This is a genomic window from Proteus myxofaciens ATCC 19692, from assembly GCF_001654855.1.
GTDB classification, from domain to species: domain Bacteria; phylum Pseudomonadota; class Gammaproteobacteria; order Enterobacterales; family Enterobacteriaceae; genus Proteus; species Proteus myxofaciens.
In genome coordinates this window covers 1-21,319 of record NZ_LXEN01000015.1, presented here as the reverse complement: position 1 = coordinate 21,319, position 21,319 = coordinate 1, and the positions used below count along the sequence as shown (strand labels likewise).

Sequence of the window (21,319 nt, the reverse complement as noted above, 5' to 3'; positions counted from 1 at the left end):
ACCGATACTACCTAAGTTATCTACAGGATCAATAAATATTTTGAAAAAAAGCTAGAAGCAACCGATTACGGTGTGTATAATTCCGCTGCAATATTTTCCATTTTATAACTGCCGCCTTGGTGAGATATTGCTATGTTACGAATTAAAAAAGAAGCACTTACATTTGATGATGTTTTGTTAGTTCCTGCACACTCTACTGTCCTTCCTAATACTGCCGACTTGTCAACTCAACTGACTGAAACAATCCGTTTAAATGTACCTATGTTGTCTGCAGCAATGGATACGGTGACTGAAGCATCTTTAGCTATTGCATTAGCTCAAGAAGGTGGAATTGGATTTGTTCATAAAAACATGTCCATTGAACGTCAAGCGGAAGAAGTTCGCCGTGTGAAAAAACACGAAAGTGGTGTTGTTGCTGATCCTATCACTGTTACCCCAGAAACAACTTTACGTGAAGTTCAAGAAATGACGGAACGCAATGGTTTTGCGGGTTATCCTGTTGTGACTAAAGAAAATGAATTAGTCGGTATCATCACTGGCCGTGATGTTCGCTTTGTCACTGATTTACAACAACCTGTTACTGCGGTGATGACCCCTAAAGAGCGTTTAGTTACAGTAAAAGAAGGCGAAGCACGTGACATTGTTATGCAAAAAATGCATGAAAAACGTGTTGAAAAAGCCTTAGTGGTTGATGAACACTTTCATTTAAAAGGTATGATAACCGTTAAAGACTTCAAAAAAGCAGAGCGCAAACCAAATGCATGTAAAGATGAACGAGGTCGTTTACGTGTTGGTGCTGCTGTTGGTGCGGGTGCTGGTAACGAAGCACGAATAGCAGCTCTTGTTGAAGCAGGAATTGATGTTCTGTTAATTGACTCATCACACGGTCATTCTGAAGGTGTATTACAGCGTATTCGTGAAACTCGTGAAAAATATCCTGATTTACCTATCGTTGGTGGTAACGTTGCAACAGCAGAAGGTGCATTAGCGCTTGCTGATGCGGGTGTTAGTGCTGTTAAAGTGGGTATTGGCCCTGGTTCTATTTGTACAACACGTATTGTAACGGGTGTCGGTGTACCACAAATTACCGCTATTGCAGATGCCGTAGAGGCATTACAAGGTCGTAATATTCCCGTGATTGCTGATGGTGGTATCCGCTTCTCTGGTGATATTGCTAAAGCACTAGCTGCGGGCGCTGCCTGTGTCATGGTGGGTTCCATGTTTGCTGGTACTGAAGAATCTCCAGGTGAAATTGAACTTTTCCAAGGTCGTTCTTATAAATCCTACCGTGGTATGGGCTCATTAGGTGCAATGTCTAAGGGGTCATCAGATCGCTATTTCCAAACTGACAATGCAGCCGACAAATTAGTACCAGAAGGTATTGAAGGGCGTGTGGCTTACAAAGGTTTAGTAAAAAATATTATCCATCAACAAATGGGTGGATTACGTTCTTGCATGGGATTAACTGGTTGCGCAACAATTAAAGAGCTGAATACGAAAGCTGAATTTGTTCGTATTAGTGGCGCTGGTATTCAAGAAAGCCATGTCCATGACGTTACAATTACAAAAGAATCTCCTAACTATCGTTTAGGCATGTAATTTATTTCGAGAAAGGCTTGTTCTATTAATAGCAAGTCTTTCAATTTAATGATTTTATCTGTTTTGGAACTCACCTCAAATGACAGCAAATATTCATAATCATCGTATTCTTATCCTTGATTTCGGTTCACAATATACACAGCTTATTGCTCGTCGTATTCGTGAAATCGGTGTTTATTGTGAACTCTGGGCATGGGATGTTACAGAAGAACAAATTCGTGAATTTAATCCTAATGGTATTATTCTGTCTGGTGGCCCTGAAAGTACAACAGAACAAGATAGCCCACGAGCTCCTGATTACGTCTTTAATGCCGGTGTACCTGTATTAGGGATCTGCTATGGCATGCAAACAATGTCAATGCAATTAGGTGGACAAGTTGAAGTTTCTGGTGAACGCGAATTTGGTTATGCACAAGTTGAAATTCGTAAAACAAGTGCTTTATTCCGTGATATTCAAGATTTAGTTAGTGAAGATGGTAATCCTTTATTAGATGTATGGATGAGTCACGGCGATAAAGTTAGTGCTATTCCTTCTGACTTTATTACTATTGCGAGTACTCCAACTTGCCCATTTGCTATTATGGCGAATGAAGAAAAACGTTTTTACGGTGTTCAATTCCATCCTGAAGTGACTCATACACACCAAGGACTTAATATTTTAAAACGCTTTGTTTTAGATATTTGTGGTTGTGATGCACTATGGACTTCAGCAGCAATTATTGAAGACACAGTGGCTCGCTTAAAAGAGCAAATCGGTGATGACCACGTTATCTTAGCACTTTCTGGTGGTGTTGATTCATCTGTTACTGCACTATTGCTAAATCGCGCTATTGGCAAACGTCTGACTTGTGTATTCGTTGATAATGGATTACTGCGACTTAATGAAGCAGAACAAGTTATGGCGATGTTTAAAGGAAAATTTGACCTTAATATTATTCACGTTGAAGCAGAAGAGCGTTTCTTAGTTGCGTTAAAAGGTGAAAATGATCCTGAGAAAAAACGTAAAATTATTGGTCATACATTTATTGAGATCTTTGATGAAGAAGCCGTTAAACAGCCTCTAGTAAAATGGTTAGCACAAGGCACTATATACCCTGATGTTATTGAATCAGCCGCTTCTGCTACAGGTAAAGCGCATGTAATTAAATCACATCACAATGTGGGTGGCTTACCTGAAGATATGAAACTTGGGCTAGTTGAACCATTGAAAGAGCTGTTTAAAGATGAAGTGCGTAAGATTGGCTTAGAATTAGGTCTACCATACGATATGCTTTATCGTCACCCATTCCCTGGACCAGGCTTAGGTGTACGTGTATTAGGCGAAATCAAGAAAGAATATTGTGACTTGTTACGTCGTGCTGATGCTATTTTCATTGAAGAGCTACATAAAGCTGATCTTTATAATAAAGTTAGCCAAGCTTTCACGGTATTTTTACCAGTACGCTCAGTTGGTGTTATGGGCGATGGTCGCAAATATGACTGGGTTGTCTCATTACGTGCTGTAGAAACTGTTGATTTTATGACTGCACATTGGGCACACTTACCTTATGACTTCTTAGGCCGCGTTTCTAATCGCATCATTAATGAAGTCAGTGGCATTTCAAGAGTCGTGTATGATATCAGCGGAAAACCACCAGCAACAATTGAGTGGGAATAAACTACCGTTTATCAGCAATAGTTGATAAAGGTTAAAAAACTAATAGCCATCAGTAGGTTACTGGTGGCTTTTTTGTTTTTTACTATTATTTAGTGAGGGGAGTATTTTTATAAATAATAAAATTTTGAATTGATATTTACTTACTTGAAGGTTATTTAGAATGTACTTTTCTATTATAATTAATGAGCCTTTATCATTCCTTGGGATTAATAAATCACAAGCTTGATGACTGTTGCTTTAGTTAATGGATCATCAATTTATTCTTTTAATAGAACAAATTAAAAAGATTTTCTGTAACCATATATTATGAAATATTAATAAAAATAGACTTATAAAAAACTTAATTAAAATAAGAAAACAAGAAAATAAGGATATAAATAATTGAAGCTAATTGTAATATCCCTTACCTTAAGTAAGGGATATATATCAATATTTAATATAACTACATATTAATAATAGATTTAATACGTTAGCTATTATTTATTGATAGCTAAATACTCAGGATAAGCATCTGTTAATTTTAGATATAAATATTTATTTTCTACGGCTTTTCTAAAGTCCTGTTTTAAACAAACTCGAGATGAATTTTTCAGCTCATCAGGCAAATTTTTAGCTTCTGTAGAATCAATAATGGAAAAACGTACTTTCCTTTTAGACCGACTTAAATTATACGGTAAACCTAAAATACGTCTTGCGATTCTGTTGGTTTTCATAACTCACTCCTTTATGTGTAATTAGAGAAAGTGAACTTAGTATAACATAAAATAAAAAATATATAATTCTTCTTAAGTGAGGAAATTAGTATAAAGTATCGATAAAAACCTTTAAATATTAATTTTCAATACTTAATTATTTTGTGAATATCTATTTTTAATTAGAAACTAAGTATTATTTACTTATTGGGTTTTTTAGCCAATCAAGATAAGGTTTAAATCCATCTTCAATAGGTAAAATAATAACTTCTGGAATATCGTAAGGATGTATTTTTACAATTGAATTAATTAACAGTTGCTGATGTGACTTACCGCTTTTTATCATCAGAATAACTTCACTATCTTCAACTATCTCATCTTGCCAATAATATATGGATTTCACTTTAGGTATTAAATTGATACAACTTGCTAGGTTAGCTTTTATAAGATGATGGGCAATTTCTCTAGCAATACTTTCATTAGGTGCTGTTGTGTATGCAACAATCATGATTTTATCCTTAGTGATTTATATTAAAAATTTAATAATAAAGATAGAGTGATTTTAATATTAACAAAAGAAAACTATTTAAAATATATAGCTAATATTTTTATTTTTAACCAAATAAAAAAACATTTTTTTAAAAAAACTTTATTAAGGTGAAGCATATACGGCATTATTAATCACTTTTACTCGTTTTATGATTGTTTTTGTAAAGAAAAATCTCAGTATGCCGATACTACTAAGCAGTCTAATAAAGAGTATCTCTTTGTGTTATAAGAATTAATTAAATTAATAACATACTTATCTTCTGTGAAATTACTAAATTAATAATTAAATTAGTGACAAGATCCATAAACAGTGGGGTTTAACATGGATAATACTTCGCTAAAGAATGCGAGTTTATTTGATAATGATCCCGTTCTCTATGCTGCGTGGCTTTACTACCAGGACGGGCTAAGTCAAAGTGAAGTCGCAAATATTGTAGGTGTTTCTCGTGTTACCGTAGTGAAATATCTATCTCTTGCCAGAGAAAAGGGCTTTGTAAATATCAGTCTAGATCCATCTGTATTTTCTACAATCGATTATGCCATTAGAATAAAAGACAAATTTAATCTAAATAATGTGCTTATTTTACCGAATGAAGATAAACAAAAATTACAAGATACATTAAATATGAATAAAGAAAGATTAGCCAAGGCAGGTGCTATGTATCTTTCTCAGTTAGTTAATGATCAAGATATTTTAGGTGTTGCTTGGGGTAGAACGCTCTATAAACTTGGAAAATATCTTTCGCCTAAGTCTGTAAAGAATGTCACAGTATTACAGATGATGGGAGCTATTACTCCACAGGCTGATTTTAAGACAGGCGAAATTACTTCATTAATTGCGAATAAATTTTCTGGCAATTGTCTTAATTTACATGTTCCGGCTGTTGTTTCTAGTGCCCGTTTAGCGATGGAGCTTCAGGCTGAACCTATTATTAGGCACAATTTCTCGGTATTAAATCAATGCAATAAGGCAATTTTTGTTGCAAGCAATGTACAAGATGATAATACGTTAGTTGCAACCCATGTTTTAACTAAAAAAGAAATAGCCAAGTATCGTGATCTTGGTGCTGTTGGCGAAATTTGTGGTCGGTTTTATGATATAAAAGGGAATCCATTAGTCTCTGATATTGACCTTAGAGTAATGGGGATTAGCCTTGCTCAATTAAGATTAATTCCTCAACGTCTATTGCTTGCTGGTGGTATTGAAAATATTCATGCAACCATAGGTGCAATAAAAGGAGGGTATGCTACTGATATTGTTATTGATGAAGTAACGGCATCAAACTTATTAAAAATAAGTAATTAATGTAGTCCTCGTGAAAACGAGGATTTGTCTTTTTAATATCAGAGACTAGCCCATTAGTTTGATTTACTGCAAATTTTTGTTTCTGTATGTCTATTTTTACTATTTAAACTTGCTATTATTTTTAAAATCATTCATTGTATAAATAATTATATAACAGTGTGTTTTACGCAATAAATTAGAGATTAAGTTAGTAATATAGAAAGAATAGAAATTTTTTAAAAATGCTAACTCACTGTTTTATCGATTTCTATTCATTAAAGAAAAGGTATATTTAAAACATGAATATTATTGAATAGAGTTCTATCGTTTTTACTGATTTGGTTTCTGAGTATCATTATGAAACTACTGATTTTCTTACATAAGTGTTTTAGCCACCGGCTCACAGGTGGTTTTTTTATTTTAGCCACAACATTATGTGACTAAACAGAGAAATGAAATACCAATCTTCTAAAGATATTACCAAGCCATTACTGACCAATGAATAATACGTCCCATTATTTTGACGGTATTATTTTCTGCAATTTCATCTGGAAATTCATCTTTGTTATAGCTACGAATAATCAATTTTCCACCAGGTTGACGATAAAGTAACTTTATTCGAAACAGTGAATCTTGTTCTATAGCATAAACACCACCATCAACAATTCGTGTGTTACCCGTATCAACAGTAACAGTTGAACCATTAGGAATAACAGGTGACATACTATCGCCATAAACAGAGAAACAGATAACATTTTGGCAAGAAGCACCATAACGGCGTAATGTACTTTTTGAAAATCTTAATTTATATCCATTATGATCCTCATTTGTACAACAACCATCACCTGCAGCAAGCTCAATACTCTTAAAATAAGGTATCTCAACTTCATCTGCATTTAGCGGAGTATCATTATCCCATTCACTAATAGTACGCCATTCGTCTTCAGGTGATATTTCAGAAATAGCATCAGATGAGTGCTCTCCTTCTAATAGCCAAGCTAAATCACAATGTAACGCTTTAGCTAATTCAGGTAAAAAACGAGGGCGTTTTGTTTTGCCGCTTTCTAGCTGTTCTATCGATTGTTGAGTAGTACCAGCCAAGTTAGCGAGTTCAGATTGTGTTAAATCGAGTTCAATGCGTTTGTCTTTTGTACGTTTAGCAATAGACATAAGTAACTCCTAATACGTGTCCTTACATATTCAAGTGCAATGAGTATATCGTAAAAAGAAAACAAATTAAATTGTATTTTTGAATAACTATCAGAATGAAAAAATATCACTGTTGTTTAAAAACATCATCAGCACTGTCAGGTGGTGCTAAATAAGGATTTTCATCCGTAACATTAGGATCACGTAAGACTTCACCACAAAAAATATAAAGATCAGGTCTTTTTTTCTTTAAATAATCAAGTCTAACTGTACATTCATCTTTAGTATAAATTGTTTCAGTAAGAGGAATTGCATCACAAGAATCATGCCCACACGGACTTACTAATAAAACATAGCCAACCAGCATGAGCTGTGAAGTAAACATAAAATACCCTTTTCATTATTCATGTTTAGCCATTCAAATCAGAAGGGTAGATTACCTATTCAGGTTTGAAAAAGCAGGTTCTATTTACCCTAAATTTCATTAATGATTCAAAAAAGAGTAACTGATCACAATTTTTCTAGTGTTTGTTTGTATTTACTAGCTATGTGTTATAGATGTTTTCGGATAAGGTATATCAATAATAATATAAAATGGTCTAAATACAAATAGATTTGTTTTTATACCGCATAGTTGTTATTAAAATGTTGTATTTTGAGGGTGGATTTTAGTTATAAGAATAAATGAAGTACAAAAATAAATTTTGTTATTTTATGCTTAACTTAAGAAAAAAATAAAATTAAAAATTAAATAGAATTTAAAGGTAGAAATACAATTGAAATGTTTATTTCTAATAGAATATTTCATATAAAGGCTCTAAATAGTGCAAATATTTTTACTTTTTATTTTTCATGATGATACTGAAAAATATACACTATATAAAAAATATTAAATAAATAAAAAATTGTAAAATAGTTCATGACGTTACTTGAAATTTTCACGTATAATTCATTTTAGGAAAAGAATTATAATACTTTTCCATAGTGAGAAATTAATTAATTACGAATAATCTTATATTTATTTATTCAAACGATAACTTTATGGTGTGTAAATTATGTTAAAAAAAATGGTAGGCTTTTTATTTCTTGCAACCGCAATGATGGCTTTATCTGCTTGTGGTGATAAAAAAGATGAAGCAGGACAAGCAGCAGTTGAATTCGTTCAAGCTGTTGGAAATGCAGATGGTGAAAAAGCAGTATCATTAATGTACTTTGGTGATGCTGAAAAAGAACCCGCTGTAGAGCAAATGAAAGGTAAATTTAAACTTATCATTGCTGAAGCTGGCAAAAAAATTAAAGAAGAAGGTGGTTTTAGTAAAGTTGAAGTTGTAAAAGTAGAATATGGCGAAGATAAAAATACAGCGACGGTGACACTAAGAACAGTTTTAAAAAACGGTGAAGAAAAAACTGAACCTCAAGATATGATTAAAGTTGATGGCAAATGGAAAGTCTCAATTAAGTGATAAAGAGATTAATTCTAACCTGTATACTTTTTATTGTGGGCGCATCTTTTGCGCTCGCTTTACCTTTGGATATTAAAAATGGTGATCTTGTTTTTCGTGATGGTGATGAGATTATCAGTGATATTATTAAACAGGTTGATAATAGCGGTTTTAGTCATGTTGGTATGATTTGGATTTCAGAAGAAAAAGGCATTCAAGTTATTCATTCAACTCCCAGTGAACATGCAGATATAAAAGATGGTGTAACGGTAGATTCTCTTGATTTTTTTATTAGTCGAGCAAAGCCAAATACAGTTCGTTTTTATCGTATTAACAGTAGTGATGAGGCGAGAAAGATTGCCGTTAAATCTGCGTTAGATAGAGTAGGTGAAAATTTTAGTATTTATCAAGGACAAGGTGTTTATTGCACAGAACTTGTTGTAGAGGCTTGGTCAAAAGCGGGGGTGACTATCAACCGTGGAACACGTAAATTAGAAATGCCAATTTTTTCAGAAAGAGAATTTATTTTTCCAGCTAATTTGATTAGCTCTGAAAATGTAATCCTATCCCAAGATGATTAATTCTTAATAAGAACAACCTTCTTTTACGGATATATAAGTAAAGAAGGTTGCTATATATTTAAATAATTATCCTTTACCACCTTGAAAAGAAGGATAAAGCGTCATTCCACCATCAATAAAAATAGTTTGCCCTGTGATATAGGTTGATTGCTCTGAGGCTAACCATGCGGCTACGTTAGCAACAGCTTCTGGCTCTGCTGCATATTTCATTGGGATCATTGCTTCTAATTCTTTACGAAGAGCGTCATCTTCCATCTTTTCTTTATTAATAGGTGTATTTATCGCACCAGGTCCAATCGCATTAATACGGATACCTTGGCTTGCATATTCTAAAGCAAGGGATTGTGTCAACATACGAACACCGCCTTTACTTGCAGCATAGCTTGCAAAAGTAGGCCATGGGATAATTTCATGAACTGAAGACATATTAATGATGTTACCTGGCATTTTATTTTCTACAAAATATCTTAGTGCTGAACGCGCAGTAAGAAAGTAGCTTGTTAAATTAACATCTATAATTTTATGCCATTCTTCCAGATTAATAGCATGGCTAGGGGTTTGGTTTTCAATCCCAGCATTGTTAATTAATAAATCCAATTTACCGAAATGAGTAATTGCTTGATAAATAAAATTATGAGCGACTTCTTCATCACTAATATCGCCACCAAAAATAATTGCTTGGCCTTTTCCTAATTTATTTAAACTATCTGCTAGTTTTTGAGCTTCTTGTTCATTGGAATGATAGTTAATAACAACATTCATTCCTTCATTTACTAAGCGAGAAACAACTGCAGCGCCAATCCCACTTGATGAACCAGTGACAACAGCAACTTTTCCTTGAAGATCTTGATACATATATCCTCCAATGCTTAATACGTATTTATAGTAAGAAATAGCGAAGATTAATAAAAGTAAAGAGGCTTTATTATTAGAATATTTTATTGAGCTGAAACCATCAGTTAATTGTAGATTAAATTAAGAGGAGATAAAGATATGTATAGGATAAAAATCAATCAATTAAAGGGCTGATAAAGTTAACTTTATGAAATAGTTTAACTTATTTAAAATAATTAGCTGGTAATATTTCTCTAGCACTCTTCAATAGTTACATGTACTATTATCAGCGTATTTTCCCTTCAAAATAAATTAGCTAGAGTCTATTCACGACAACATAAACCTTTTGTGTCGAATGCGACTAACATTACTAAGCAGATGAGGAGTCAGCTTATTTCTTTATTTTATCGCTATCATGCAAAGGTGACATTAGTCTATATCGAAGTACCTTATCATCAGTGGCAAAAGCAAAATAATGCAAGAGTGGAGGAAGCTGTACCTAGTAAAGTACTTGATCGTATGCGGGGTAAATTAGAAATACTGACATCTGATGAGGCGCATTATGTGATTTATCACGTTAATGGTCATTCTTCGTCTTTATTATAATTATATCTAGATTATAAACCATTTTTTGACGACTATTTTATGAAAAATAAAATAGTCTTTTTTCTTATTAAAGTAAAAAGAATAAAAAAATTTTCGTAAAAGGCATTTTTCACTAAAAAGACAGGTTAACTAGAGGAACAAGTGTTATCTAGATCTCAAAATTAATAAATAAATATTTTCTATATTTCATTCTTATATTTTATATTTTTTAATATATTGAGATGTAAAATTAAAATAATAGTATATAAATTAAAAAAATCAGTATGAAATGATTTAAATAATTAACCATCACAATTATAAGTAATTAATTTAGTTAATGCTTTATTCGATTCAATAATTCTCAATCTAATTCAAATAAAAATAATGAAGTGGTTGATGTATAAATTTAACCATTTAAATTAAAACATATTTTTAATTTTTTTTCTAAGATTTTATTAAGAGGAGTTAATTTGAAATTTAAAAATAATATTAAATATAACTTACAAAAATAATAAGAGAATTTTTACTTTATTCAAGTGTGTTTAATGTGAGTTTTTTTGATATATTAATCGTGCTAATTGCTTTCTGCCTTTTTTTTTGATTTCTTTTGTTTTTTATTTTTGTATTTCTGATTTTTTTTGCTTTTAATAAATGACATATGATTGTAATCACAATCTTATAACAACTAATAAATTAAAGTTGTTGTCATTGAGGTGACATTAAATGAAAGCAGAGCGGCATAAAAAAATAATTAATTTAATTAAAAATAACGGATCAGCAAAAGTTTCTTTTTTAGCAAAAGAACTTAATGTGACTAAAGAAACAATTCGGTCAGATTTAAATTTTCTTTCAGATAAAGGAATTATAAAACGATGCCATGGTGGTGCCTTTATCGAATTTGAAACATTAGATAAAGTCGCAAAAAAAGAGATTATACAATTTTTAGAATGTAATGATCAGATAGGTAAAATCGATTTAGCTCATCGTGTAGCAATAAATAAGGTTTGTGTATTAGGTTCATTTAATGTCGACATGATCAGTTATTTACCTCGATTGCCAGAAGCCGGAGAATCCTTATTAGCGAATAAATTTATTTTTTCGCCAGGTGGAAAAGGATGTAATCAAGCATTAGCGGCTAGTTACGCTGATGCTCGAGTACATTTTATAACAAAAATTGGAACGGATCAGTTTAGTGATTATGCCGTTAATTTTATATCGTCTTCAAGAATAAAAACATCAACGATATATCAAACTGATAAGTTTCAAACAGGGACAGCTTCTATATTTGTTTCTGAAGAAAGTGGAGAAAATATTATTTCTATTTACTCAGGTTCAAATATGGATATATCAGCGGATGAAGTAAAAATACAAAAAGATAAGATTATTGATTCTGATGTTATTTTACTGCAATTAGAAACTAATTTAGAAGCCTTAAAAGAAATTATTATCGTTGGAAAAGAGAATAATATACCTATTATCCTTAATCCTGCGCCTTATAACAAAAATATTAGCGAGTTGCTTTCTATGGTTGATGTATTAACGCCTAATGAAACAGAAGCAAGTTTACTTTCTAATATTGATATTTTTGATTTAGAAACAGCAAAAAAAGCGGCTGTTGTTATTTATAAAAAAGGGGTAAATAAAGTTGTTATTACCCTTGGTAGTAAAGGTTCACTGGCTTATGACGGATGTAAATATATTTATTCTCCGGCATACCCTGCCATAGTAAGAAATACAGCAGGTGCTGGTGATGCGTTTAATGGTGCCCTTGCAGCTTCATTAGCAAAAGGGAAACAATTTTCTTATGCACTGCGTTATGCATCGGCTTTTGCTTCACTTGCCGTTGAGACGAGTAATGCTTCAGAAATGCCTGAAGATATTAATGTCATGCATCGTATCAATCAAACCACATATTCACAGATTGTTACTCAATCCATTGAATAAATATCTTTTAAAAGAGGAAACAAATGAAAATCTTATTTATTGGTGAATCATGGCATATTCATATGATCCACTCTAAAGGCTACGATAGTTTTACTTCAAGCAAATATGAAGAAGGCTCAACTTTTTTATTAAGTTGCTTAAGAGAAAAAGACGTTGAAGTTGATTATATGCCAGCGCATACCGTGCAAATAGCGTTTCCACAAACAGCAAAAGAGCTCGATAAATATGATGTTATTGTCATAAGCGATATCGGAGCTAATACATTTTTATTACAAAATGACACTTTTTATAATATGAAAGTGATACCCAACGCCTTAGGCCTAATAAAAGAATTTGTTGCTAATGGTGGCGGTTTGTTAATGATTGGTGGTTATCTTTCATTTATGGGAATAGAAGCGAAAGCAAACTATAAAAATACAATACTTGCAGAAGTTCTACCAGTGGAAATGCTAGATGGTGATGATCGTGTTGAAGCGCCTGAGGGGGTTTTTGCAAATGCAGTTAATCCAGAACATATTTCTATAAAAGGCTTTGATAATTGGCCTATGTTCTTAGGTTATAACAAAGTATTCGCCAAGAAAAATAGTGAAACGATATTAAATATTGGCGAAGATCCATTATTAGTATTTGGTCAATATAAACAAGGAAAAACAGGTTGCTTTATGAGTGACTGTTCTCCTCATTGGGGAAGTAAGGAATTTTTAGCATGGCCACATTATGCTGATATGTGGGTAAATATCCTTAAACAAATAGCACATTAATTCGTGTTGAATTTAGCCAAATAGCAATAAAAAGTAAACAGTGCAGAGGATTCACTCTGCGCTAATAAATCCGATTACTTGAAAAATAAAAAAAGAAATCACTCATAGTCAATAATTCCAAAGGAACATCTTATGAGTACAAAAAAATTATCAACACCCTTACTAATGTTAGCCACTGTATTAGCAGGAATGTTGTCTCCAATGCAATCAGCCGTAAATGGTCAACTTGGCGATGTATTAAAAGATGGAAATGCTAGTGCTGTTATTTCATTTGCAAGTGGTTTAGTCGTGATGTTTTTTATTATTATGTCTAAAAAACAATATCGTCAACAATTTACATCTATTCCTAGTTTAATTAAAAAACGTAAAATTCCATTATGGAATTGGTTTGCTGGCCTTTGTGGTGCTATGGTTGTTTTTTCAGAAGGGGCATCAGCCAGTGCATTAGGTATCGCAACGTTCCAAACAGCGTTAATTTCAGCACTTTTATTATCAGGTTTATTATGTGACCGTTTTGGTGTGGGTGTTGATGAAAAGAAATATTTCACTCCTTACCGTGTATTAGGCGCAATATTAGCCGTTGTTGCTACTTTATTTGTTGTCTCACCTCAATGGCATTCAACATCATTTATTTATTTAGCAATATTACCTTTCCTTGCTGGTTTACTTGCAGGCTGGCAACCCGCTGGTAATTCAAAAGTAGCAGAAGCAACAGGCTCAATGATGGTTTCTATTACTTGGAACTTTATTGTTGGTTTTACTGTTTTAACGATTGCTTTAATTATACGAGTGGCGCTTGGTCATTTAACTCTGGAATTACCTAATACATGGTGGATGTATTTAGGTGGGCCATTAGGATTAATGTCTATTGCATTAATGGCTATTTTAGTTCGCGGGTTAGGATTATTAATGCTAGGTGTTGCATCTACAGCAGGACAACTTTTAGGCTCAGTATTAATTGACTTGTTATTACCTTCATTGGGTAACACCGTTTATTTAGTCACCATTATCGGAACATTATTTGCTTTAGTAGGGGCCATTGTTACAACAATTCCTGAGTTTAAAGCGACTAAAACTGTAAAAAGAGTCGGAGCATAATATGAAAGGTTATATTCAAACGGTTACTGGTTTTGTTAAAAAAGAAGATATGGGGTTAACATTACCTCATGAACATCTTTTTAATGATCTTTCTGATGTTGTTGATGAGCCTTTTTATGATTTTTCACATGTATTAGTTAATAAAAAAGTGAGTGCGGATATTCAGTGGGGATTAAAGTACGATCCTTATTGTTGTTGCGATAATATGGATAAAAAACCTATTGATGATGTTATTTTTGAATTAAATAATTTCAAAGAATTAGGTGGTCGTACTATTGTTGATGCAACAGGTTCTGCTGCGATTGGACGAGATATTAGAAAATTAAAAGAAGTGGCAATGCTGACGGGTATTAATGTTGTTGCATCATCTGGATTATATATTGAAAAATTTGAAGGGAAACGTCTTGCCGATAATATAGATGCAATGGCTAAGATGATTGATGATGAATTAAATATCGGCATAGATGGTACCGATATTCGAGCGGGTATGATTGGCGAAATAGGTGTTTCTCCATTGTTTACTGATGGTGAAAAAAATAGTTTGCGTGCTGCTGCTATTGCTCAAAATAATAATCCTCATGTTTCAATGAATATTCATATGCCAGGTTGGCAACGCCGTGGTGATGAAGTATTAGATATTTTATTAACAGAGATGGGTTGTGAGCCGGATAAAATTTCATTAGCGCATTGTGATCCATCAGGTAAGGATATTGATTATCAATGTAAGATGCTAGATCGGGGTGTTTGGCTTGAATTTGACATGATTGGGCTCGATATTTCATTTCCTAAAGAAGGTGCTGCTCCTAGTGTTATGGATACTGTCGATGCAGTTACAACATTAATTAATAGAGGATATGCCAATCAAATAGTATTAAGTCATGATGTGTTCTTAAAGCAGATGTGGGCAAAAAATGGCGGAAATGGATGGGGATTTGTTCCTAATGTTTTTCTTGCATTATTGACGCAAAAAGGTATTGAAAAATCTATTATAGATAGACTTTGTGTTGAAAACCCAGCTAATTTATTGGCTTAAATCCTATTTTATAGTAACAACATCACTTTGAGATATTTTACATAGTTTAACGGCACAATACTGTGCCGTTTTTTATAATAATATTTTGATACATTATTTTTTAATGTGATGAATGATATCAAAATAGGTATTTTTATCATCAGCATTAGGATAGATACGATAAGTATATTCTGTATCTTTTACCGTAATATTTTCTACATCACGAGTAAATAATGTTTTACCTTCTTTATCTTTAGCAACTAAAGTACGTGTTTTGCCATCTTCAGAGATTGACCAATCACCTTGCATTTTTTGCTTACCTTCAGGTGTAAACATAATAAATGTGCCATCTGGGTAATATTCTGCAAGACCAAAATAATTGCTAACTTGTTCGTTATCAGCAGGGACTTTATTGCCTTTCTCATTAACAGCTTCAGTCGTGATCCACACTTTTTCTGTCATGATTTTTTCATAATCATTAAGTGCCTTTTGTGGTGCTTGAATAGAAGATTGAACTTCAATTGTTCCAGTATTACTTTCTGCGGCAAAAAGAGAAAAGCTTGCACTGAATAATGTAATAGCAATTAGCGATTTTATTTTCATTAACGGATCCTTTTTATTTTACTTATATATTGTGTAGAGCAACTTTATGTTGTTTTTAAAATTAATCATTAAATAAGAAAAATGCTAGGCAATTAATATTTCAAAATGTATCTGATAAAAAGGTTATTTGACAAAGTAAAGAGCTTTAAATAATGGAAATAGGCAAGATAAACATTATTTATTAGTAAAATTAGTGAGTATAGTAGTTATTATCCCTATTATAAGGTGAATAGATAACTAAAGCGGACATAATTTTTAATGAGACAATAATGCAGAAGGGCAAAAATATTTACAAAAAAAACTAAAATTAAACACTGAAATATAATATTTAGCATCAGTTTCTGGTTTTTTATGCTGGGATCGAGATGTATTATTAACATCTCGATTGTAGCCACACACTAGAAGAGTAATAAGTAAATTACAGTTTCGGCCTGTTATCGTAAATGATAATTTTTCACAAAACGTAAAGAACGGGTTGCGCCATTAATGATTAATGAATCAGTTTGTAGATATTCGGCTTGTTCATTAACGCCTGATAATAAATCTCCTGCGGTAATTGCAGTGGCGGCAAACATGACATCTTGATGGCGGACAAGCGTATCTAATGAAAGTTTTACATTGACTTCTGTGCCCATTTTATGACAGCGAGCAATTTCGTTTGCGGCCCATTCTCTATTTTCTGCATTATTTCCTTTTGCAATGTCGCGTGTGATTAATCGCGCTTGCATATCGCCACCTAATGCCTTGGCTATTGCTGCACTTATAACGCCTTCAGGAGCGCCTCCAATGCCGTACATAATATCAATACTATTATTTGGCATTGTGGCATATAAAGAAGCTAATACATCACCATCAGGCAATGTTATTACATTAATACCTTTTGCACGTAGATCTTTAATAATATCGTGGTGACGAGGTTTATCTAAAATAGCGAGTGTTAATTGGTTAAGTGATTTGTTAAGTATTTGAGCTACTGCATCAAGGTTATATTCAAGACAGTGATCAAGGTCAATGGCACCTGTGGCTTGTTTGCCAACAATAAATTTTTCCATGTACATATCGGGTGCTTGTAAAAAACTGCCTTCAAATCCAGCGGCTAAAATAGCTAATGAATTATTTTCGCCCATGGCTACCATTCGAGTGCCATCGATAGGATCTACAGCAATCTCAACTTTCTCACCTTGTCCATTACCAACTTGTTCACCAATATAAAGCATCGGTGCTTCGTCTATTTCACCTTCACCAATAACGATACGCCCATTGATATTTAAGTTATTTAAACGTTCTCTCATTGCTGAAACAGCGGATTCATCGGCTGCATTTTTATTATGTTTACCAACCCATGGCAGGGCTGCTATAGCGGCTGCTTCAGTGACTGAGGCTATTGCTACTGTTAATTCATCATTTAATTTCATATTCTTTGTTAATTTTGTATATATTGAAGTGTCATTGAGTTAGGTGATCATACCCTTTTTTTAAAAGGGGATGCTAGGTTTAAATCAATTGACAATGAAATAAGTGATTTAGAAATAAGCTAAGGTAATTTAATTAAAATTCACGTATAAATGTAAACGTTATTAGGAAAAAAAATAGAAAATATGCCCTTTAGCGTAAAAGGAATAGTGAAATGTTAACACTTATTAGCACGTTATTGGTGGTGCTATCGCTTTATTGGTTATATCAAACTTATATGAATACCAATTCATTATTATACAGGTTGAAAAAATTGGAAGAACATTTCCAAATACAACAAGATAAAATAATTGAATTATTAAAAAAAGAAGGAAAAAAAGACGACATTAATAATCAAGAAGCAGAGTCTTCTGTTGGTAAAACTACGGCATCATCCCAAGATGAAATAAAAACACCGATATTTGATATAGCATCTACGGTTATAAAAGAAAACAGAGAAAAAACAAAGGAAATAACAACATCACAGGTAGAACATTATGCTTACGATAAGCAAGAAAGTTATCGTGCTCAAGAAAAAACGATACCTTTTGTAAAAGAAAGTGCAGAACCTATAATTGGAATTCAATCGAATTCTCATCATGTATTAGCAGATAAACCTGTATCACAAGTATCATCCCATCATGTTGCACAACATAATGAAGGGAAAGTAATACAGAAAAATAAGCCAACAAATCAATCTGCTCAAGTTGATACTTTCAAGCCTGTAATGCCAATAATTAGAAAGGCATTAATTAAATCAAAACCTAAGAAAACACATCAACAAGCATCGATATTCGAATTAATTTGGAAATGGATCATTACAGGAAATCCGTTAGCTAAAATCGGTATGCTATTGCTTTTTTTCGGACTGTCTTATTTGCTTAAATACAGTATTGAAAATGATGTTATTTCAGCATCTACGCGTTTAATGATGGCTGGAGTAGGCTGTTTTGTATTATTAGGATTAGGGTGGTGGTTACAACAGAAAAATCGTATTTATGCATTAATATTGCAAGGAGGTGGTATTGGCGGTCTTTATATCACCATTTTTGCAGCAACAAAAATTTATGATTTTATTCCTATTACTTTCGCATTCATTATCATGGTATTGGTCTGTTTTACTAGTATACTATTTGCCATTATTCAACGTGCCATTAGTCTTGCTATTCTTGCTTCATTAGGTGGGTATTTAGCACCTATTTTACTTTCTTCTGGAGATGGAAATTATATTGCATTATTTAGTTATTATCTGATCCTTTCTATTGGTATTTTAATCATTAGCCATTGGCAAGTTTGGCGTTTACTTAATTTAATTGGCTTTGTCTTTACATTTGGAGTGGGGTGCCTATGGGCTATTTCTCATTATCAAGATGTATATTATTTACCTTGCCAGCTTTTCCTCATTGCGAATTGGTTTATTTTTGGTATTGCGACTGAGTTATTAACGTTAAGGAAAAAAATTAAGCGAAACATTCCGTTAGATGCAACGTTATTATTCGGTACGCCATTAATAGGATTTTTATTTCAATACCGTTTAGTATCTGAATGGGAGTTTGGTGTTTCTGTTGCCTCATCGCTTTATGCGCTGATTTATTTTGCATTAAGTTACGTTATTTTAAAACGCTATCAAACAGAAGGAAAACTCCTTGCTATTGCGTTTTGGATGTTATCAGTAATATTTGCAACCTTAGCTGTACCTTTTGCATTTTCATCAGAATGGACATCATTAGTATGGGCATTCGAAGGCGTTATGATTTTGGTTTTTTCCTTGTTACAGCAACAGAAAAAAGCTGCATTGGCAGGTACATTACTTATTGCCATCTCATTTATATTATTGATGAGCACTAAATTTATTCAATTTGACCAATGGATCATGTTTGTTGTTGAAATTATAATCATATTTGCGACAGCTACGTTATGGTTCCATGGGAAAATACAGAATATTGATAACAAAGCGATAGGTTTTGCTGCACTTTTTGTCGGCGTAATAAGTTGGATTTACAGTCTATTTATTTTATTGGAAAATGGAGATATATGGTCTGTTCCTCAAGTTAGATTGATAGCATTAGCTATTATTTTAGTGAGTTGTTGGGGAATGTATTATGCAGGACGCGCATTTACCTTTTTTGAATTATCAAGTTGTTCTGTATTAATATGGCCAACATCGGCTTTAGTAATATTAATTTATTTATATGAGACGAGATCGCTGATTGATAGTGGATGGAGTGCATTGATTTGGTGTGCTATTCTTGTCAGTGGTTTTTATTTGCTGAAATTTAATACATTTTTATTACATCAACGACTTAAAAAACCATTTATTCATGGCATTCATCTTAGTTTTATCGCTCTCTTTTTATTTACAGAGACGATTGGATTTAATCATCTCTATGATGCACAAGAAAGCCTACATTTTTCAGCTGCTCTGTTCTCAATTAATGCCTTTATTATCTTAAGTTATCTATTGAGTTATAAAGTTAATTGGATAAAACCTTATCAAGATATTTATTGGATGTTTGCTATTCCTGTTTCTGTGATTTTAGTCTTGTTTCTAATATGGGCAAATATGAATAGCGGTACACAAATGAATATACCGTTTATTCCATTATTAAATCCGATGGATATTATGGGGATTACCGGAGGAATAATTGCTTATCGTTTTGTTATGCTATTAAAACAACATGAGCAATATAAAATCAATCTTCAAAATTATCACTACATAATTAATTATGGCATACCTATTCTTTTATTTTGGTGGGGTAATGGCGTGTTAATTAGAGGCGTTGCTTTTATGTCTGACATTGATTGGAACATGCAGCAGATTATCGCTTCCAAAATAATCGAAACGCTTTTAGCAATTGTTTGGACTATTACAGCATTAGCAACAATGGTGATAGCAACAAGAAAAACAAGGCGTTCTCAATGGTTTGTTGGGGGGGTGTTGTTATTATGTGTTATCGCTAAACTCTTTCTAATTGATATGTCATTAAGTAGTGGATTGCTCAGAGCATTGGCTTTTATTGGTGTTGCAATCATTATTTTATTGATTGGGTATTTTTCACCATTACCACCAAAGAAAAAAGTTGAGTTATCAAAAAAGCAGGAATAACTCAGCATTTAACGGATATTTTTCTTATAGTATATGAGTAGTGTTATTAATAAAGACGAAAACGAAAGGAATATTATGAAAGTTATTGATGCGGTTAAAAATCGTCGAGCTACTAAACAATTTGATGCAAGTTTTCAGATCTCTTCTGAAGAAAAGAAAAAGTTAATAGAAAATGCGCTAAATTATACGCCAAGTGCATTTAATCTTCAGCATTGGCGCCTTTTAGTTGTTGATAATGCAGAGCAAAGACAAGCATTAAGAAAAGTCGGTTGGGATCAATCTCAAATAACAGATTCTTCTATGCTTATTGTATTATGTGCTGATTTAGATGTGTGGGAAACACAAGTAAAATCAATTTGGCAAGATGCTAAACCTGACGTTAGAGATATTATGTGTGGTGCTGTCGATGCTTATTATAGAAACAAGCCACAAGTGCAACGTGATGAAATTATGCGCAGTGCCGGTCTTTTTGCTCAAACATTAATGCTATTAGCCCAAGAGCAAGGATATGATTCTTGCCCTATGGATGGATTTAATTTTGCAGATGTCGCTAATGTGATTAACTTACCTAGCCATTATCAAATTTGTTTAATGATTGCTATTGGTAAAGGTATCGCTGAACCTTATCCTCGGCTTGGTAAAATGACATTTGATCAAGCCGTCACATTCAATAAATTCTAAGTATAAATAAGCATCTTCTTTTAAATTGTGAAGGTGCTTAAATTAATTTGTTTATGTTCAATATAAATTAATTTATTTGAATCTACGTAGTTTAGTAAAATAAATAAAAGGTATATTATGCATAAAGGTCAATGTCTATGTGGCAAAGTAAAACTAACAACAGAACATGATATTTCAGAATTAAGTGTTTGCCACTGTAGCATGTGTTTACGTTGGAATGGTGGCCCTGGTTTTTCTATCGATTGTCAGTCTGATTTGCAAATTAAAGATGAGCAATATGTTACTCGTT

At 32.8% G+C, this 21,319-nt stretch carries 19 protein-coding genes and 1 pseudogene; 13 read left to right on the top strand and 7 right to left on the bottom strand.

Going from position 1 to position 21,319, the window contains the following annotated elements; genetic code table 11:
* The first annotated feature begins 132 nt into the window (after nt 1–132).
* On the top strand, nt 133–1,599 hold the full coding sequence (gene guaB / locus M983_RS01810) for an IMP dehydrogenase (RefSeq protein WP_066746139.1): 1,467 nt from the start codon (nt 133–135) through the stop codon (nt 1,597–1,599).
* 79 nt (nt 1,600–1,678) lie between these two features.
* The gene (gene guaA, locus M983_RS01805; RefSeq protein ID WP_066746136.1) at nt 1,679–3,256 is read left to right on the top strand and encodes a glutamine-hydrolyzing GMP synthase; all 1,578 of its coding nucleotides are present in this window, start codon (nt 1,679–1,681) and stop codon (nt 3,254–3,256) included.
* A gap of 476 nt (nt 3,257–3,732) precedes the next feature.
* Here the strand turns inward: guaA and sra are convergent, their stop codons facing one another.
* Nucleotides 3,733–3,969: a stationary-phase-induced ribosome-associated protein gene (sra, locus tag M983_RS01800; RefSeq protein ID WP_066746133.1), complete on the bottom strand. Its 237-nt coding sequence runs from the start codon at nt 3,967–3,969 to the stop codon at nt 3,733–3,735.
* 175 nt (nt 3,970–4,144) lie between these two features.
* Complete coding sequence (gene cutA, locus M983_RS01795; RefSeq protein WP_066746130.1) at nt 4,145–4,456, bottom strand: divalent-cation tolerance protein CutA; 312 nt, start codon at nt 4,454–4,456, stop codon at nt 4,145–4,147.
* A gap of 363 nt (nt 4,457–4,819) precedes the next feature.
* On the opposite strand from cutA, the gene M983_RS01790 reads away from it, so the two are divergent.
* Nucleotides 4,820–5,803, top strand: a complete 984-nt coding sequence (locus M983_RS01790; RefSeq protein WP_066746127.1) for a sugar-binding transcriptional regulator — start codon at nt 4,820–4,822, stop codon at nt 5,801–5,803.
* A gap of 456 nt (nt 5,804–6,259) precedes the next feature.
* Here M983_RS01790 and M983_RS01785 read toward each other — a convergent pair whose 3' ends face one another.
* Entirely contained in the window at nt 6,260–6,952 is a 693-nt protein-coding gene (locus M983_RS01785; RefSeq protein WP_066746124.1) for an XRE family transcriptional regulator, read from the bottom strand.
* A 106-nt stretch (nt 6,953–7,058) separates the two neighbouring features.
* Nucleotides 7,059–7,316 carry a hypothetical protein gene (locus tag M983_RS01780; protein WP_066746122.1) on the bottom strand — a complete coding sequence of 86 codons (258 nt, stop codon included), beginning with the start codon at nt 7,314–7,316 and terminating at the stop codon, nt 7,059–7,061.
* A 670-nt stretch (nt 7,317–7,986) separates the two neighbouring features.
* On the opposite strand from M983_RS01780, the gene M983_RS01775 reads away from it, so the two are divergent.
* Together M983_RS01775 and M983_RS01770 are read left to right on the top strand one after the other, a co-directional pair.
* Nucleotides 7,987–8,394: a DUF4878 domain-containing protein gene (locus M983_RS01775; RefSeq protein WP_066746119.1), complete on the top strand. Its 408-nt coding sequence runs from the start codon at nt 7,987–7,989 to the stop codon at nt 8,392–8,394.
* Entirely contained in the window at nt 8,391–8,954 is a 564-nt protein-coding gene (locus M983_RS01770; RefSeq protein ID WP_066746116.1) for a YiiX/YebB-like N1pC/P60 family cysteine hydrolase, read from the top strand. Before M983_RS01775 ends, M983_RS01770 begins: the two co-directional genes overlap by 4 nt.
* Nucleotides 8,955–9,020: 66 nt before the next feature.
* On the opposite strand, the gene M983_RS01765 is transcribed toward M983_RS01770, so the two are convergent.
* The gene (locus M983_RS01765; protein ID WP_066746113.1) at nt 9,021–9,809 is read right to left on the bottom strand and encodes a glucose 1-dehydrogenase; all 789 of its coding nucleotides are present in this window, start codon (nt 9,807–9,809) and stop codon (nt 9,021–9,023) included.
* 294 nt (nt 9,810–10,103) lie between these two features.
* On the opposite strand from M983_RS01765, the pseudogene M983_RS01760 reads away from it, so the two are divergent.
* The 5 genes and pseudogenes from M983_RS01760 to M983_RS01740 all read left to right on the top strand — a co-directional run.
* Nucleotides 10,104–10,394: pseudogene (locus M983_RS01760) on the top strand (AAA family ATPase); the annotation flags it as partial.
* A gap of 702 nt (nt 10,395–11,096) precedes the next feature.
* Nucleotides 11,097–12,317: a PfkB family carbohydrate kinase gene (locus M983_RS01755; RefSeq protein WP_066746105.1), complete on the top strand. Its 1,221-nt coding sequence runs from the start codon at nt 11,097–11,099 to the stop codon at nt 12,315–12,317.
* 23 nt (nt 12,318–12,340) lie between these two features.
* Nucleotides 12,341–13,078, top strand: a complete 738-nt coding sequence (locus M983_RS01750; RefSeq protein WP_066746101.1) for a glutamine amidotransferase — start codon at nt 12,341–12,343, stop codon at nt 13,076–13,078.
* Between the two features lie 132 nt (nt 13,079–13,210).
* Nucleotides 13,211–14,176: a DMT family transporter gene (locus M983_RS01745; protein ID WP_066746099.1), complete on the top strand. Its 966-nt coding sequence runs from the start codon at nt 13,211–13,213 to the stop codon at nt 14,174–14,176.
* Between the two features lies 1 nt (nt 14,177).
* Nucleotides 14,178–15,209 carry a phosphotriesterase family protein gene (locus M983_RS01740; RefSeq protein ID WP_066746097.1) on the top strand — a complete coding sequence of 344 codons (1,032 nt, stop codon included), beginning with the start codon at nt 14,178–14,180 and terminating at the stop codon, nt 15,207–15,209.
* A 93-nt stretch (nt 15,210–15,302) separates the two neighbouring features.
* On the opposite strand, the gene M983_RS01735 is transcribed toward M983_RS01740, so the two are convergent.
* Together M983_RS01735 and glpX are read right to left on the bottom strand one after the other, a co-directional pair.
* Nucleotides 15,303–15,791 (bottom strand): DUF4822 domain-containing protein, encoded by a 489-nt coding sequence (locus M983_RS01735; RefSeq protein WP_066746095.1) that lies wholly within the window; start codon nt 15,789–15,791, stop codon nt 15,303–15,305.
* A 434-nt stretch (nt 15,792–16,225) separates the two neighbouring features.
* The gene (glpX, locus tag M983_RS01730) at nt 16,226–17,206 is read right to left on the bottom strand and encodes a class II fructose-bisphosphatase (RefSeq protein ID WP_066746092.1); all 981 of its coding nucleotides are present in this window, start codon (nt 17,204–17,206) and stop codon (nt 16,226–16,228) included.
* 212 nt (nt 17,207–17,418) lie between these two features.
* Here glpX and M983_RS01725 point away from each other — a divergent pair, with 212 nt between their 5' ends.
* The 3 genes from M983_RS01725 to M983_RS18095 all read left to right on the top strand — a co-directional run.
* Nucleotides 17,419–20,349 (top strand): DUF2339 domain-containing protein, encoded by a 2,931-nt coding sequence (locus tag M983_RS01725; protein ID WP_066746089.1) that lies wholly within the window; start codon nt 17,419–17,421, stop codon nt 20,347–20,349.
* A 75-nt stretch (nt 20,350–20,424) separates the two neighbouring features.
* A complete protein-coding gene (locus tag M983_RS01720; protein ID WP_066746086.1) occupies nt 20,425–21,030 on the top strand; it encodes a nitroreductase family protein in 606 nt (201 codons plus the stop codon).
* Between the two features lie 117 nt (nt 21,031–21,147).
* A partial coding sequence (locus M983_RS18095; protein WP_483826418.1) for a GFA family protein occupies nt 21,148–21,319 on the top strand: 172 nt, incomplete at its 3' end.

What these genes read in the sequence shown, in the direction of transcription:
- guaB (WP_066746139.1), top strand. Translation starts at nt 133, where the DNA reads ATGTTACGAATTAAAAAAGAAGCACTTACATTTGATGATGTTTTGTTA.
- guaA (WP_066746136.1), top strand. Translation starts at nt 1,679, where the DNA reads ATGACAGCAAATATTCATAATCATCGTATTCTTATCCTTGATTTCGGT.
- sra (WP_066746133.1), bottom strand. Translation starts at nt 3,969, where the DNA reads ATGAAAACCAACAGAATCGCAAGACGTATTTTAGGTTTACCGTATAAT.
- cutA (WP_066746130.1), bottom strand. Translation starts at nt 4,456, where the DNA reads ATGATTGTTGCATACACAACAGCACCTAATGAAAGTATTGCTAGAGAA.
- M983_RS01790 (WP_066746127.1), top strand. Translation starts at nt 4,820, where the DNA reads ATGGATAATACTTCGCTAAAGAATGCGAGTTTATTTGATAATGATCCC.
- M983_RS01785 (WP_066746124.1), bottom strand. Translation starts at nt 6,952, where the DNA reads ATGTCTATTGCTAAACGTACAAAAGACAAACGCATTGAACTCGATTTA.
- M983_RS01780 (WP_066746122.1), bottom strand. Translation starts at nt 7,316, where the DNA reads ATGTTTACTTCACAGCTCATGCTGGTTGGCTATGTTTTATTAGTAAGT.
- M983_RS01775 (WP_066746119.1), top strand. Translation starts at nt 7,987, where the DNA reads ATGTTAAAAAAAATGGTAGGCTTTTTATTTCTTGCAACCGCAATGATG.
- M983_RS01765 (WP_066746113.1), bottom strand. Translation starts at nt 9,809, where the DNA reads ATGTATCAAGATCTTCAAGGAAAAGTTGCTGTTGTCACTGGTTCATCA.
- M983_RS01755 (WP_066746105.1), top strand. Translation starts at nt 11,097, where the DNA reads ATGAAAGCAGAGCGGCATAAAAAAATAATTAATTTAATTAAAAATAAC.
- M983_RS01750 (WP_066746101.1), top strand. Translation starts at nt 12,341, where the DNA reads ATGAAAATCTTATTTATTGGTGAATCATGGCATATTCATATGATCCAC.
- M983_RS01745 (WP_066746099.1), top strand. Translation starts at nt 13,211, where the DNA reads ATGAGTACAAAAAAATTATCAACACCCTTACTAATGTTAGCCACTGTA.
- M983_RS01740 (WP_066746097.1), top strand. Translation starts at nt 14,178, where the DNA reads ATGAAAGGTTATATTCAAACGGTTACTGGTTTTGTTAAAAAAGAAGAT.
- M983_RS01735 (WP_066746095.1), bottom strand. Translation starts at nt 15,791, where the DNA reads ATGAAAATAAAATCGCTAATTGCTATTACATTATTCAGTGCAAGCTTT.
- glpX (WP_066746092.1), bottom strand. Translation starts at nt 17,206, where the DNA reads ATGAAATTAAATGATGAATTAACAGTAGCAATAGCCTCAGTCACTGAA.
- M983_RS01725 (WP_066746089.1), top strand. Translation starts at nt 17,419, where the DNA reads ATGTTAACACTTATTAGCACGTTATTGGTGGTGCTATCGCTTTATTGG.
- M983_RS01720 (WP_066746086.1), top strand. Translation starts at nt 20,425, where the DNA reads ATGAAAGTTATTGATGCGGTTAAAAATCGTCGAGCTACTAAACAATTT.